This window comes from Paenibacillus sp. FSL H8-0315 (genome assembly GCF_038005365.1).
Lineage (GTDB): Bacteria > Bacillota > Bacilli > Paenibacillales > Paenibacillaceae > Paenibacillus_AQ > Paenibacillus_AQ odorifer.
This window is the reverse complement of sequence record NZ_JBBOTA010000001.1, coordinates 488,065-504,294: the sequence shown is the minus strand read 5'-3', so window position 1 is coordinate 504,294 and position 16,230 is coordinate 488,065. Positions and strand designations below refer to the sequence as shown.

The 16,230-nt window shown below is 43.1% G+C and carries 9 protein-coding genes; 5 read left to right on the top strand and 4 right to left on the bottom strand.

Annotated features, from left to right (window positions below; genetic code table 11):
• The first annotated feature begins 23 nt into the window (after positions 1-23).
• Together MHB56_RS02045 and MHB56_RS02040 are read left to right on the top strand one after the other, a co-directional pair.
• On the top strand, positions 24-1,769 hold the full coding sequence (locus MHB56_RS02045; protein ID WP_076303310.1) for a glycoside hydrolase family 35 protein: 1,746 nt from the start codon (positions 24-26) through the stop codon (positions 1,767-1,769).
• Between the two features lie 131 nt (positions 1,770-1,900).
• A complete protein-coding gene (locus MHB56_RS02040) occupies positions 1,901-2,305 on the top strand; it encodes a hypothetical protein (protein ID WP_076303309.1) in 405 nt (134 codons plus the stop codon).
• A 69-nt stretch (positions 2,306-2,374) separates the two neighbouring features.
• Here MHB56_RS02040 and MHB56_RS02035 read toward each other — a convergent pair whose 3' ends face one another.
• Positions 2,375-3,400 carry a serine hydrolase domain-containing protein gene (locus MHB56_RS02035; protein ID WP_341143204.1) on the bottom strand — a complete coding sequence of 342 codons (1,026 nt, stop codon included), beginning with the start codon at positions 3,398-3,400 and terminating at the stop codon, positions 2,375-2,377.
• A gap of 13 nt (positions 3,401-3,413) precedes the next feature.
• Complete coding sequence (locus MHB56_RS02030) at positions 3,414-4,244, bottom strand: MerR family transcriptional regulator (RefSeq protein ID WP_341143203.1); 831 nt, start codon at positions 4,242-4,244, stop codon at positions 3,414-3,416.
• 173 nt (positions 4,245-4,417) lie between these two features.
• Here MHB56_RS02030 and MHB56_RS02025 point away from each other — a divergent pair, with 173 nt between their 5' ends.
• Entirely contained in the window at positions 4,418-4,942 is a 525-nt protein-coding gene (locus MHB56_RS02025; protein ID WP_081386240.1) for an RNA polymerase sigma factor, read from the top strand.
• Positions 4,939-6,105 (top strand): hypothetical protein, encoded by a 1,167-nt coding sequence (locus tag MHB56_RS02020; RefSeq protein WP_341143202.1) that lies wholly within the window; start codon positions 4,939-4,941, stop codon positions 6,103-6,105. Before MHB56_RS02025 ends, MHB56_RS02020 begins: the two co-directional genes overlap by 4 nt.
• Positions 6,106-6,352: 247 nt before the next feature.
• Here MHB56_RS02020 and MHB56_RS02015 read toward each other — a convergent pair whose 3' ends face one another.
• Complete coding sequence (locus MHB56_RS02015) at positions 6,353-8,269, bottom strand: right-handed parallel beta-helix repeat-containing protein (RefSeq protein ID WP_076280210.1); 1,917 nt, start codon at positions 8,267-8,269, stop codon at positions 6,353-6,355.
• Positions 8,270-8,389: 120 nt separating this feature from the next.
• On the opposite strand from MHB56_RS02015, the gene MHB56_RS02010 reads away from it, so the two are divergent.
• Positions 8,390-9,169, top strand: a complete 780-nt coding sequence (locus tag MHB56_RS02010; RefSeq protein WP_076281666.1) for an AraC family transcriptional regulator — start codon at positions 8,390-8,392, stop codon at positions 9,167-9,169.
• A gap of 74 nt (positions 9,170-9,243) precedes the next feature.
• On the opposite strand, the gene MHB56_RS02005 is transcribed toward MHB56_RS02010, so the two are convergent.
• Positions 9,244-15,069, bottom strand: coding sequence for a bacterial Ig-like domain-containing protein (locus tag MHB56_RS02005; RefSeq protein WP_341143201.1), 5,826 nt, complete (start codon positions 15,067-15,069; stop codon positions 9,244-9,246).
• Between the last annotated feature and the right edge of the window lie 1,161 nt (positions 15,070-16,230).

Here is a 16,230-nt window from a genome sequence, read left to right as displayed (position 1 = left end):
CTCAATGTTGGAGGAGAAATTATATGCGAAAGTTATCCATATCAGGGGATCATTTTACATTAGAGGAACAACCCATCCGGTTGCTTTCTGGTGCGCTTCATTATTTCCGGATCGTTCCGGAATATTGGCAGGATCGTTTGCTGAAGCTGAAGGCTTGTGGATTGAATACTGTTGAAACCTATATTCCTTGGAATTTACACGAACCAGAGGAGGGGAGCTTCAATTTTGCTGGATTTGCTGACATCGAGGCTTTCGTTAGACTTGCTGGAGAGCTTGGTTTGCACGTGATTTTGCGGCCAAGTCCTTATATTTGTGCGGAATGGGAATTCGGTGGATTGCCAGCTTGGTTACTTGCGGACAATAACATACAGCTGCGTTGTAATGATAACGTCTATTTATCTAAGTTGGATGCCTATTTCGATGAGTTGCTTCCACGTCTGCGGCCTTTGTTAAGCACTAACGGTGGGCCTGTGCTTGCTCTTCAGGTAGAGAACGAATATGGAAGCTTTGGTAGTGATAAGACTTACCTGAATGATCTAAAAGCAGGAATGATCGCCCGCGGCATGGACGTTCTGCTGTTTACTTCAGATGGAGCTGAAGATCATATGCTCCAAGGGGGCATGATTGACGGAGTGTTCGCCACGGTGAATTTCGGTTCACGGGCAAAGGAAGCCTTTGCTAAACTACGTGAATATCAGCCTACGGGACCGTTGATGTGTATGGAATTCTGGAATGGATGGTTTGACCACTGGATGAAACCGCATAATACACGCCCCGAATCTGAAGTAGCGGAGACTTTGGATGAAATGCTGGCTTTAGGAGCCTCTGTTAACTTCTATATGTTCCATGGGGGGACGAATTTTGGATTTATGAATGGGGCAAATCTTTTTGACAAATATGAGCCCATCGTAACCAGCTACGATTATGATACGCTGCTGGACGAATCCGGTAAGCCAACTGCAAAATTCTATGCAGCTCGAACAATAATTGAGAAATACGTAACGTTGCCGCCCCTGGAATTACCGCCGTTAATAAAGTCACAAGCTTATGGTAAAGTGTTGATGACAGAAGCAGCACCACTGTTCACTCAGTTAGACGTTTTGTCTCACCCAGTACATAGAGCATGTCCCGAGCCAATGGAGAAACTGAATCAGAATTATGGGTTCATTTTGTATTCGACGAAGATCAGTGGACCCCGCAGCAGTACGGAGCTCGTCCTTCAAGAAGTACGTGATCGTGCGCTTGTATTCGCGAATGGGGCCTTTGTCGGTACAGTTGAACGCTGGGATCCGCGAGGAATTCCATTAGAGGTTCCAACGGAGGGACTGCAGATCGACATCCTTGTGGAGAATATGGGGCGTGTAAATTATGGCCCGCTGCTTCGTGATCCAAAAGGCATAACCTGTGGCGTTAGACTCGGCTATCAATTCCTGCATGATTGGACGATTCGTTCTTTGCCTTTAACCCATCTTAAGGGATTATCATTCACACCGATAGATTGCGAGCAACGTCAGCAGCCCACTTTTTACCGGGGGAGCTTTCAAGTCAGTAAGCCTGAGGATACTTTTTTGCAGCTGGATGGATGGAGTAAAGGTCAGGTTTTTATAAACGGCTTTAATTTAGGGCGCTACTGGGAGAAGGGTCCAACTAAAACACTGTACTTACCAGCGCCGCTTCTGCGTCAAGGTGATAACGAGCTAATCTTATTCGAACTACATGGCGTAATGGAGCCAGTGGTTACTTTTGTGGATACACCGGAGCTCACATGATATTTAACGGGTGAGGAAGTATCATGATTCTATAGTATGGGTCTGATGATTTTTAATATATAATCAAAACAGCCCAACAATTTATAGGAACTGAAAATGCACGATTAGGGTGGGTTAGAGGAGGATTTTAAATGAGCTATGATTTGATGGCATTCGAGACGTCTAAAGCACCGCAAGAGAGAGCAGCGTTTATGGAGTGGTATGAACAGCAAGTGCAGTGGTCGGAAGACCATGCCTATAATGATCCATCAGTTTTATCGGAGGCGTTGCAACGCTTTTATAGTGAGTTGTCTGAGCAATTTCCTAATATGAATGTAGAGGACGAGATTTTTGAAGCGATGGAGGAAGCCGGAACGGATAACCGGTTGACTGACTACTCGCTTGGCTCATCCGTCATCTATGCGGCTTTCGCTTATTCTGTAGCTGAGGAAGCTTATACGGCGATGCGGGAGTTGGCTATAAAACACAAAGTAGGATTTTTTGATGTAAGCAGCAACGAAGGCGATATTATTTTTCCTCGAAGCAAAACGATTTAGAGTGTAGACAGCTGGTTGCTCTCCTAGTTGTTAATGAAGTAGTGGCAACCAGCATGTTTTCTATCTTCTTTACTCTACAACAGACGGAATAATACAATCCTTAATAAGAGGCCACCGGTCACGAGGCTGAAGTGTGAATTCTGAGGCGATAGCTACGACAAGTTTTTTTTCTGGAATGCAGCAAATGACATTACCACCATCACCTAACGCTGAGTAGGTGTAAACCCCGTCTTCTTCGCGTAGCCACCACAAGTAACCGTAATGATTAGGGTTCATCGCTGTTGATTCCTCAATCCATGTCTCCGAAATGATCTGATTATTCTCCCATTGTCCACGGTTCAAATATAATAAACCAAAACGCGCCATATCGCGTGGAGACAACGTAAGTCCCCATCCTCCTGTGGTGATACGATTGGGGTCTTCCACCCACCCCTTCACATTAACCCCAAACAAATCATCGAACCCAAATGAGCTCATCTCATAATCCGGGATTTCATTCATTCCGATAGGTTTAAATAAACGTTCGTTGGCGAACTCACGGGCACTTTGTCTAGTGCTGCGCGTGATGATGGCAGAAAGCAGATGTGCTCCAGCGGTAGAATATTTGAAATCCCCAATTGTTCCTTGTTGGCCTAGCATATCCAGCGTATATTTTACCCAGTCAGGCTGCATACACATTTGCTCCAGCGGTTCGTGCCAATCTGCAAAAGCATAAGGTGCGGTCATCGTCAGGAGATGGCGTAAGGTGATTTCTTGTTTTTGCGGATCTTGAGCAGCGTTTGGAACATAGTCCGGGAAAAACTCCAGTACCTTTTGATCTGCATTGTTAATACAGCCAGCCTCTATGGCAATGCCTATGAGCGCGGATATGATACTTTTTGTTACAGAGGCCACATGATGTGTGTCATTCGGGCTAGCGCCATTATAATATTTTTCATAAGCAATAGTTCCATTTCTTACCACAACAATCCCGTTGATATTGCTATACTCGGATTTGATCTTTGATTCTAGCTCTGAAAGCATATTAGCATCCATTCCTAAGTTTGCGGGGGCTGAGATGTGCCAATCTGAAGTTGGATAATTGTTTTTGAGCATGAAAGGTACTCCTTTATGAATTTTTTTTCTTTACTGGAAAATAGACCTCGGTAACCAGATCCTCAGGCACAGCAACCTGTGTCGGGTCCGTTAAGTAGATTTCATAAGGTGAGTTCACCCATTCATAACCTTCATTTTCTATCCATTCTCTCAGCTGAGCATAGACCGAGGTCAATTCTGAATAGGCGCCTTTAAGAACAGATCTCGCACAAAGAGCATCAGGCAAATCTCTTGTACCTTTTACACTCTCTTTTATAGGGAGGGCAAACTCTGTATCATTTCCGGCTGGATTATATTCATGGCTGTGATATATCGTTATTGGCGTACCGAGCAAAGTGAGTTTTTCCGTGGCGATTTTTTCATATAGCCTGCTAAAATAATGTCCATAACCTAACGCATAGTCATCACTGCTCAACATCTGACGCGTAAAAAGAATATTCATAGGCTGAGTTTCAACAAGCTCTACTTTTATCTCATTCAGGTAAGACATCATGGGAATACCTTTCTCCAAATTTAAAACATCACTATTGATTTGTTGTAAGGTGTATTCATAAGCGCTTATTTTCTTCTGTATTTCTTTTTTCTTGAGATTAAGGGCTGAGTAGAGCTTCTCTTCTGAATGATTCTGTTCCCCTTGTAAAATGTCTTTGATTTCTTCCAGCGAGAAACAATAACCTTTCAGACGATTGATAAAAAGCATTTTTTTAAGTTGTTTAATGGAGTAATACCTATAACCGTTCTCAGGGTTAATCTCATCGGGATGAATTAATCCGATCTCATCATAATATCGAAGCGTCTTCGTAGAAACTTCGCATATCTTCGAGAATTCTCCAATCGACAGCAAAAAGTCATCTCCTTTTTTCGTTTTAATTAAGCTTCCAAGCCAAAACATCGATGTTTGGTTCTAGCTCTACTTAACACCTTACCCTAAGGTCAAAGTCAACAGCAAAATAGTGAACCGATTCCAAGGTTACGACAATATATAGGTGAATGGCCATTCAGAAAGGAGTAGCCTACTTGGAAATTGAAGAGTTGAGTGACCTAATAAAATTACATGGCAAAGCAATTTACGCATTTTGTTTTACGCTTGCGGGGAATAGGGTGGATACGGACGATCTCTATCAGGAGACTTTTTTAAAAGCTATGGAAATGCGGCATAAAATGGACCTGAACCAAAATCCGAAAGCGTTCCTTATCTCGATTGCTATCTCATTACGCAAAAACAAACGCAGAAAATGGGCATGGCGGCAAAGAATTGCACCTACAGCAGATTATAATGAAGCGGTCGATCTGGCGTGTACTTCCGATGGAGAGGTTATGCCAGAGGATGCATTGCTGTCCCAGGAGCTTCGGCACATGATTCATGCTGCCGCAGACCGGCTGAATGAGAAACTGAAAATACCGCTCTATCTGTACTATACCGCAGAAATGACCGTTGATGAGATTGCTTCAGCGCTAAGGATTCCACCGGGCACAGTTAAAAGCAGACTTTTCCAAGCCCGCAAGGCGATGAAAAAGATTTTGGAGGTTGAATCCCAATGAATGACTCCGAAAAGTTGGATCAACTGCTAAAGCAAGCGCTAGCTTCTACAGCAGAGCCGACAGAGGAATTAAACGAAAGAATCATCCAACAGTTTAAGGAGACTAAACCAATGAAACCAGCCTATAAAAAAAGAGTTTCGATTGGACTAATGGTTGCTATATTCACGCTTGTAATGTCTTTAACGGCTTATGCAGCTACACAGCTATTTAGCCCCAAGCAGGTTGCTGAGCATCTGGGCCAGCAACTGCTGGCAAAAGCATTCGAAAGCAGGGATGCTGTTGAAATCAACCAATCGGTTATATCTGGTGATTATAACGTGACGTTGAATGGAATAGTCTCGGGGGAAGGTCTTTCAGAACTGAGTAAGTCTGATCAGAATATTAACCCAAACAGATCCTATGCCGTTGTATCCATCGCCAGAATAGACGGTAGCCCCATGCCTGCTACAAGTGAACCGGAGTATGGCCAGGATCCATTCTTTGTGTCACCGCTTATAAAGGGACTAAAACCATGGCAAGTTAATATCACAACAATGAATGGTGGCTATAGCGAGGCTGTTATAGATGGAATTATGTACCGGCTGATTGAATGTGATGGAGTGGAGATGTTCGCTGACCGAGGGGTATATCTAGCTGTCAGTAATGGTAGTTCTTTTTTCAGCAAAGATGCGTTTGCTTATAATGAAAGTACAGGGGAAATTAGCGCTAATAACGATTACAAGGGAACCGCTATTCTATTTGAACTTCCGCTGGATCCAACCAAAGCTGACCCTGTCAAAGCTGAGAGCTATTTACAGGAGCTGTTGAAAGAACCCTCTGCCGACAGCAAAGTTGATTCAGCGGTTTCAACAGATGCAGCTGCCTCTATTGATGATGATGAAAAGGAACTAATTAAAAAAATAGAGGATATGAAGAAAAAAATCTCCACCGGCACGATTATCCCTGAATCTGTAAAGGAAGTGCGTGTTGATGAACAAGGAGCTTTCAATTATGAATACGATAACTGGAGTGTCAAGCTTTTTGTCCAAAATATGTTTGAGGAAGGGCAAATCGGTTACTCGGATTCCGTAAGCTTCAGTGCGGACGATAAAGAAACTAGGGCACTTCAATTTTCCAGAGATGAAAAGGGTGTAATCACGGGCAGGATTATTATTTTGAATTAGAGTATCATTCAGATAACTTTTCACAAGACTTATCTATATTCGTTTTATTTATCGTCCATGACCTTCAGATCAATTCTTTGATCGGTCAGTAAAGAATTTAACGAAGAATTTAAAGCAGGAGAGATTGTTGAATATCAAATCATAATAGAACAAAACGAAGTATCTATTCAAAAGATTAAGGCCAATAAGTAGCAGACTCAATGATTGCAATGAAAAAAGCAGGTGGACTAGTCACCTGCTTTACCGATCACCACACTTTAATATAATTTTTGCCCTTATTCAAAAGTGTAAGAGGTCCTAAAGTGCTTTTATTCTCTTTCTTGTTATCCAGAAAATCTGTATCCAGGATTATATTGCTGCCATCCGGATTCTCAAACTCGGCATCCACGATGCGCACCCGCGGCAAAGTTTCAGTTGAATGTACTTCACCTAAGAAGTTAACGAAGCTATCAGGCAGATCAATGGAAAGGAATCCCTCATCTCCTTGATCTACAATAAAGAAGTCTGGATCAAAGCTTTCCTCAACCAGCTTTACATTCTCTTTTTCGAAAGGCTCTGCACTGTTTAAGTAAGCGTTGTTATTAATGAACATAGGCTGTTCAACGAGTTCAAACTCCTCAAGATCACCGTGTAACTTATGGACATTCTCGATATACTCCGCCAAAGAGGTGGTGTAGTGATTGAAATGTGATGTTCCCACGCCTGTCCATCCGTCTTTTCCAACAATGATATTGTTATAGAACCGATCGTCCCCACCATAAATAAGTGAGAAACCGGCAATTTTTGTACTATGCGGAAGATGATATTGCGTGGACCGGTTTAGTACCTTTCGATGAACCATCCTGCCGCCGATCAGATTGTTGATATAGGCTCCACCTTGGGCTACATTCTCTAAAGCATGTTTAGCTGTCAAGATATTATGGTCAACAATGTAAGGGCCATGGCTTACTTCTATAAACAAATCCCGATGATTTTGATAGAACAGATTTTTGCTGATTCTTGTCCCTTGGGTCTGCCAATCCAGCCATAAACCTAAAGTACAATCGTGAATCCGGTTATGGTGGATGTGAGTATCGATCGGTGCGTGAAGCTTGATCCCGGCAATTTCGTGGCCCCAGAATTCCCGTTTTGTCGCAATGTTGTAAATATGGTTATGATGAATTTCGCTGAAAATACAACCTAAGTGGCCGACGATGGCATTTTGGCCGCAATCATAAATGGTATTATGGCGGATAAGATGTGAACCGATCGATTCTTTGCTCCAGCCCTGACGCTCAGCAGTAAAGACGGATTCAAGCTGATATTGATATCCGGGTTTGTCTTTTCGAAGGGTGCGGTAATTATGGCCTGTGGAAGCTTCTTTGCCGATACTGATAGCGCTGCATTTGGCATCGTGAATGATATTATTTTCAATAATCCAGCCTTTGCTCCAGTTAGTGCCTAGCAGTCCGGGCTGGTCTGCCGTTGGAGGTGCCCAAGGTGTTGCCGCATGCGCCATTTCAAAACCTTTTACAGTAATATAATCAATTCCGGTTTCTTCAGGGTAGAAACAAGATCTGCGTACATTGATTTCTACCAGTTCTTTGTTCGGGTTGGCACCTTGGAAATTAGCGTAAATCGTGGTGTGGTCAGGGCTTACTTCGGCAAACCAAACGTAGGTCGTCTGTTTTGGATTTTGGACCGGAACCATCTCTTGTGTCCAGAGATCCTTGAACTCCAGCTTTTCGACAGGAGCTGCCAGTTGATCATACTGACTGACCTCGTAAAAAGACATGCCATTTAGATATACATCCCCTAAGTGTCTTGTCTCCTCTATAGTGACGAGCCAATCGCCAGACACTTCCTCAACATACGGATTAAAGCTGCCAAAAAACGTGTTCGGCAAGATCACTTTCCATATTTGGTTCTCAACCTGCTGCCAATCTTGTATATGCTCAGAGCCTTTTATGACAACCTGCTCGTCTTCAGCGGCTTGATAAATAATTCTTCTTTGTTCGCTTAATCCTTTGTATCTCGGTTTTACCCACTCGCGATATATCCCTTCATGAACGATAACCTTATCCCCAGCCACAGCTACTGAAGCCGCTTTATTGATGGTTAAAAAGGGATCCACCTGAGTGCCTTGACCTTGATCTGAACCGGTTTTTGATATGTGATATTCCATTGTCCTATAACCTCCGCTTGGTTGGCTTTATCCAATATTATAGGAAATAACGTTGTTAGTTCTATACTTTATATAGTACACTTTAAGACAAAATTAGTGTTTTCGTGAAGGAGAATCTACTTGTGGCCCTTTTTTGAAAAACATGGTGTCAGCGAAAAAGATTACTTTAAACTCATTCCATTAAAAAACTATCATTTTCCACTTCATTTTCATCGGGCATTTGAGATTATTTATGTCAAAGACGGGCAGTTATCTATCACCATTGATGGGAAAAGCTATCAGGTACAGAAAAATGATCTGGTTTTTATTTTTCCTAATCAGATGCATGAATTTGAGACGATTGATTTTTCGGAGATTATGGTAATCCTTTTCTCCACAGAATTGATAGGTGATTTTCACATGAATTATAAAAGCTTTATACCAAATGATAATGTTCTCCATGCTGTGAATGAACCTGATTGTACAAAGCTGGATTCGATTTATAGCCAGAAAAGTTTCCTGTATGGTGTATGTGCGCAGTTGATCTGTCAGACATCATTTGCTCCGGTCAAACAGTCCCCGCAAACAAAGGTGCTCTATAAAATCCTGCTTTTTGTAGAACAAAATTATTCTGCCGATTGCACATTAAAAGCTGTAGCAAAACATCTGCAATATGATTACCCGTATTTATCAAAGCTATTTGTCCAGCTGATGAAAATGCCCTTCACAGATTACTTGAATCACTATCGGATCTCACAAGCATGTTATATATTAAAAAACTCGAATCTGACTATTGGTGAAGTTGCCAACCTTTGCGGCTATAGTAACTTACGGTCATTTCATCGGAATTTCCAGAAAATCACCCATCAATCGCCGAAAGGGTATCGGGTTTCCAATCCTCCTGATAAGGAAATGAACTAGAAGACTTAAGGGGGGAGGGAAGAGGATAAAAAGAACTCCAAAACCACGAGTATAGTGGTCTTGGAGTTCTTTTTTTATTTTTGCATCATAATTCTGTAAATCAGCATGGCGGCTTCGGCACGTGTGGAATGGGCAGTTGGTGTAAGCTGCTGCTGAGAGTCTCCTTTAATAAGACCTGCTGATACCAGCGTTGCAATATCATTTGCCGCATAATTAGAAATTTGATTATGGTCGGTGTAGCTGTCTAATGCAGAGGGGGAGGAAGAGGTCGTATTCGATTCCCATACCTCAGCAGCCTTCAATGCCCTAGCTGCCATAACAAACATTTCTTGTCTGGAGATGGAGTCATGAGGGTGGTAAAGGCCGTCGGTTTGGCCCGTAACGACCCCTAATTTCTGAGCTGTCATAAGTCCCTCATAAAAATAATCGTTAGGTGACACATCAGCAAAGCTATTTCCTTCTGCTGCGGATAGACCTAAAGCTCTAACCAATAAAAGTGCGAAATCTGCACGTGTAACAGTCTGGTCGGGCCTAAACTCTGTTTCTGTTACACCATTAATGACACCTTTTGATGTTAGTACTTCTACAATAAACTTCGCCCAATGAGAATCAGTTATGTCCCTGAACGTTTTGTGATTGTAAACGGCGGCGTATTGTCCAGATGAATTTGTTGTTGAGAAAATAGCTTGCTTCTTATCTGAATCATAATTCCCGCCTACTACCGGTTGGATGACTCCGTGCTCATTGACGTTCCAAACTACAATAAAGGCGTTGTTCAATGGAGGTACAGCTGCTGGATAAGGAAGCCCAATTTGTATGGCCGAATTTAAACTCTCTAATTGAACTGTTGTACCATCCAAAAGTAACTCGTAATCAATAAGCAAACTTTCACCCAATTGCTTCTTTAAACTTCCTGTTGTATCGACAGGCTTGAGGAGCAAGGTAACCGTCTTCACATTGTCCAGTGTCTTCGCCGGGAATAGATTATCCGGAAGTACAAAGGTAGCTAGTGATGTATTGATCTCCAGCTGCAATGTGGATGCTCCAACAAGAAATGCTGCGGCAGGGAGAGTGACTTCAAATGAGCCAACATTTGACGATTGTTCCTCTGCGAGCTGAATTCTTAGGATTTTGTGGCCTGCGGAATTAGGTTTGGCTAAAGCCATAATCTTTTGTAAGGAAGATTCAGTCAATATTGCGCTAGCTTTTTCTCCATTCATAGTAGTAGGTATCTCAATCCTTACGCTACCGTCCAAATGGAGTATAGTAGTGGCCGAATCTCCAACCGATGATCCGGAACTGCCTGAGCTCGCGGCAGCCGTCGGACTTGTAGAAGCGGTCGGACTCGGAGAAACAGTCGGACTCGGTGAGGCCGTCGGACCTGGAGAAGCCGTTGGGCTCGGAGAAACAGTCGGACTCGGAGAAGCCGTCGGACTTGGAGAAGCCGTTGGACTCGGAGAAGCCGTCGGACTTGGTTCCGGCCCATCCAAAGGAATGAACTTCAAGAAATCGCCCCAGATTATATTCCCGTCAGTATCCCGAGAGTAATTGACTACAGGATTTAAGCTGACAAAGTTAGAATCACTCAGTTCTAAACCTGATATATTCGCCGATCGCGTACCGTCAAACATGAAATTATTGTCCGCAGCTAAAGAAGCTGGATATTGGTCTTTTGCAATGTTGGCAGTTCGGTAAGATAAGAAACCGTCAATCGTAAAGTCTGCAGTAATGTGATCATAAGTGGTGAAGCTTATATTACCACGCGTATTGTTAAATCCGATGTTGTTGATGGCGATCACACCTGGATTACTATTGCTTGTAAAACCATAAGCGCCATTACCAAAGGCGATGGAATCGCGGATGGTATGTGTGACATGAATGCCTTCGCCACCAAGCTTGAAGCCATTTTTATCACCGGCACCTACGGTTCCGTCTGTTAAGAACCCATTGTTGAAGGCGGCGCTGTGCTCAATCAGCACTGAACCTATTGCACCTGAGCCTGCTTTCGTATATAAGTCCCAGCCATCGTCGATATTGTTATGCGCCAGACAACCTCTAAAAATATTACCAACACCCGCAGTCAATTTTGCCGCAAAGCCATCGGCATTATTGTCAGATGGATCACGGTTGTCGAAGGAGGTACTGTTGAGAATTAAGTTGTAGGAAGGCCATTCATTGATTTCTATCGCGGTACCATCAGTTCGGCTGATTTGTAGACCAGTGTCACCATTCGCATAGAAACGGCTATTTTCAACGATGTTATAATTGCCTCCCACCGTAAAGCCCTTGGTATTCCCAGCTGAGCGAGTGAAATCAAGTCCTTTCACATGCCAATAGTTTCCGCTCAAGAGAACGCCTTCTGTTTTTTTGTCAAAATCAAAGATAGGTCTTGCTCCTGGTGCTGCTTCTATATACTTTTTGGCGGAGGCTTTGCCATCATTGTACTTTTTAATCTCAAGTGGTGATTTCCGCACATAACGACCCTCAAGCACAATAATATGCTGACCTGGTTTAACGAAATCAATCGCAGTATCGATATCAAGTGGGAGATTGATTGTTCCATCTCCGGAGCTTGATCCGGTGGGGGATACGTAGATATCATCATCTTCGTTATAACTTTTTAGGGTGACGGTAAAGTTGCTGATGATCTTCTCATAAGAGGTCAAATACTGAGTATCATCTGGTAAAAAAGTAATGCTGAAGTTCGTATCTCCTTGATCAAGAAGTCTCGTGGGAATAGAAAGACGTTTACCAGCTATTGCCTCGATATCCTGAGCGATGATCGTAGAACCTTGCTTCAACGTCACCGTTCCGTTGACATTAGAGCGCACAATCATTTGGTAAGCTGGATCTGAGGTTTTACTTAGTGAAAGTATATTTAAGCTAGGTGTGACGGGAGTCGCAGGTGGTTCTATTTTAGGAGAATCTGTAGCTGCTGAAGTGACTGTTAATTGAATATTGCTTACATTAATTGTGGCTAAACGTGCGGCATAGAATCCGACATAGATTTTTGAATCCTGTACGCTAAGAATGTCTGGTGTGAAATGAATAGCTTGCTGGCCATTATTGAGCTGTCCTGTAAAACCACTATTCGTCTTTGCTAAGGTTAAATGGTAAGGTGCTGCTGGAACAGTATTGGCAGGTGCAGGACGTTCTTTTTGAAGCATGATGGTTTGAATCCCTTTACTGCCAGTCCCATCCGTTTTTTCAACTCCCGTACGGACAAAAAGCTGTGTGCCCAGATCGCTTTTCGTCCCGCCGCTATAACCACCGATGGCAGCTATATTGGATGCAAAGACGCTAGAATTTCCTTGTGTGCCGATGACGTCACGTGCCATAATGCCAAAAGATTCTTGCCCGTCATATGGATTTTTTGCAAAAGCCAACACTTGGATATCCGCAGACAGCACGAAATTATCTTCCGCAGCATCTAGCTCGGTGTAATAGAAGGTAATGCCGTCATGATCTTCGGTGACTTTACCGCCGCCTTCCAAAGCGATCAGTTGGGCGGATCCATCCTCGTTGACAATCGTCTGATTGTTAGTAGCTGAAGTGGACTGACCGAATTGAATGCTTTTCCAAACGGGATCCATCTTTTCTTTTACTGTAACGGAATACGTAATGGGCATAATAGAAGAATCGGTAGGGAGTATGCCAATTTCATACACTCCAGCTGCCTGATTGTCGAACTTGGAAGTGTCGAGCGTATAGCTGTTTAGCTTCTCTCTATCTGAATTATCATACACTTTAGATACGAAGAGATCTTTGCTGTCAAAGTTTTCGTTAATAAAAAAGGTAGTTTTAGGATAGCTGGTGACTTCGATGCCTACTAGTTTTTTAACGTTGACCTTAACTTGAAAAGAGGTTGTTAAGCCTTTATGCGTAATTGTGATTTTTTTATCCCCAGATGTCGTGGTGTCGAGAGGAGAGACCTTGTATTCATTGTTCAACAGCCGAATCTGTGTACCATCACTGTAATGAGCATAAACCACAAGTCCTTCTAGTTTGAGGGAGTCCCCGATATAGTAGAGTGTTTGTTTAGGTTCATTTCGAATTTCTAAAGCGGATAACGTCGCTGCTTTTACTTCCACATTAAAGGTCGATGTGATTGCCGGCGCCTCTGTTGAAGTAACGGATACCGCTGTGGAGCCTGATTGCGTAAATAGATACGGTAATAAATCGCTGATCGGTTGTCCGTTAATGGAGAGGGAATAAAGATCACTGGTCAGTTCTTTGGTCAGGAAGCCGTCGTTATAATTGGCAACAAGAACAAGACCTTCTGGATCGAAGGTATCCCCTGGGTAATATACGGTTTTAGCTGGATAATACTTCACTGATAATGAGGTCATAGATAATGGAACGATTTGCAAAGGAATGCTCACGAAAGCACCGTTGTAGTTAATGGTTATGATATTTTCTCCAACCTTGCTGCTATCAAAGCCTGTAACAATATAATCCGTAGAAGATAAAACTACCTCGCTCTCATCAGAAAAAATAGCCTTAACGACTAATCCAGTCAAATCAAGGGGCTCACCAACCAGATAAGTGGTTTTCGTCATTGTGCTCGTATCAGCGGTTAAGCTGGTTACGATTTTGGATTCAAGCTGGATGTCTATGTCACTGAAAGTAACAGTTGCATCTCTAGCTACATAAATTCCGGCAAAAAGAGTATCAGTGAACGTATCGTCCAGAGTTATGATTTCGGTCTGATCACCCACACTTAATCGATAAGTATCTCCTGATTTTTTAATACTTAGCGAATATACAGCTCCTGCGGACGGGGCCTGGATATCGCTAAAAGGATTTAACTTCACTTGGGTATCTTTTTTATAAAAACCTTTCATTACCTGATCCAAAGCACCGACCGCCGCGTAGTTAGAAGTAGTTGTGTTTGTATCTCCGTTCGTCCCAATACTGTCGCGGAGCATAAGACCGAAGGATTTCTGGTTAGGTGTGCTGACAGTACTATTGTTATTAAAAGCAATCACTGAAGCGGTCGCTTTCAGTTCAAAGTTCGCATCCACAGGAATCTCTTTCGAATAAAAAGATAATCCCTCATCGCTGCTAGAGATTTTGCCGCCGTAAGTCGTCATCGTTACAGAGGTTGGACTTTCAATTATAGGTTCGGGGTTCTTAGCTGGACTAGTATTGCCTCCGAAGGCGCTGAAGCCCCAAGGTCCTAGCTCGATTTGGCCTTCTTGACTGAATTGAATGTTTCGGAACGTAACCGTAGTATTTCTAGCAGTATAAAGGCCCACATATTGAATGGAGCCGTCAAAGCTTTCGATCGTTTTGGTTTCATTGCCGATGCGGACAATATACAGATTTCCGGTCTTTTTGATGCTTAATTCGTAATTCTCTCCTTGGGCAGGGCGATTAGCGTTATCAAACACGTACCCAAGTTTCTGTAGGCTTGTATTTTGCAATTTATGAAACGCTTTCATTTCTTGATCCAAAGCACCCACGGCGACATAATCTCCAGAGTAGGCTCCGAATTGGTTATCCCACACATTGCCGCGCAGCATTATTCCGAAGGAAACTTGGTTATTGGCTGTCCAAGCATCCACGTGAGCCGTTGCCTTTAACTCAAAATTAACACTTGGATCAACTTCTTTAAAGTAATAAGCGATACCTTCCGTGCTGCCCGATACTTTACCTCTATCGTTCGAGCTTCGCAGTGTTGCTGATCCATCCGTGTTCTCCGTAATGCCAAAGTTGGCCGCAGTAATCTTGTCTTGCCCCCCAACATCACCAAATACGCTGCCTTGCCATTCACTTTGAATGTTAATCATTCCTTCATAAGGATCAGGTGCTTCCTCTGCAAACATCGATAACGGAAAAGAGGAACACAAAAGCAGGAAGGTTACGAACATGGCTAACAAACGTTGTTGTTTTCTCAATGATTAAAACCTCTCCTTATATGATCGATTTTGACCAAAGCTAAGCTTGATCATCCGAAATTATACGTTATCACTAAAGCGTACAGCTATAATCAATACGCCATATAACGCTGTTTATGCAGCAGGAGAGGGAGAATCTGAGTTAATGACACCCGGTTTATGCCTTTGCTTCTGCTATTTACGTGGAGTTTTCGGAGTCTGTTGCTGGTGGTTAGTACGCTGCGTGGTGGTTACGGGTGCCGAAGTTGTCGATAAGTATGCTCGCAGTGGAAGTCCGCGACCGTTTGAGCCAAAATTACATACTCGGTTTTCGTTAGTGACCGGAAGCTGCCGGTAAGTACGTTCGCAGTGGAAGTCCGCGACCGTTTGAGCAAAAATTACATACTCGGTTGTCGTTAGTGAACCTAAGCTGCCGGTAAGAACGCTTGCAGTGGAAGTCCGCGACCGTTTGAGCCAAAATTACACCCGCGGTTGTCGTTACGGACCGTAGTGCAGCTATTTCAGCTAATTCGCTCATTTTCCCTGAGTTTCGGACTGCATAGCTCTTAATGAGCAGAAAAAGTGGAACTGAGGAGTGTTTTTGAGTAAATAGCTGCGTATGAGTCCGATAAGGTGGCGAAAACGAGGAAATTCAGCAAATAAGGACTATATAGTCCGAACGTAGGGAGTGCATTGGTGATAGTCGTAGATGTTCTGTAAAATGCGTAGATTCTGGGGAGATTAAAGCCAACATATGGGTTTGAGCTGTTGTTAAGTACTTTCCGCATGGTGGTTACGGACCGTAACGCAGCTATTTCAGCTAATTCGCTCATTTTCCCTGAGTTTCGGACTGCATAGCTCTTAATGAGCAGAAAAAGTGGATCAGAGCAGTGTTTTTGAGTAAATAGCTGCAACTGAGTCCGATAACGTGGCGAAAACGAGGAAATTCAGCAAATAAGGGCTGTACGGTCCGAACGTATGGAGTGCATTGGTGATAGACCTAGGTATTCTATAAGATACGTAGATTCTGGGGAAATCATAGCCAATACGCGGGCTTGTGCTGTTGTTAAGTACTTTCCGCGTGGTGGTTACGGACCGTAACGCAGCTATTTCAGCTAATTCGCTCATTTTCCCTGAGTTTCGGACTGCATAGCTCTTAATGAGCAGAAAAAGTGGATCAGA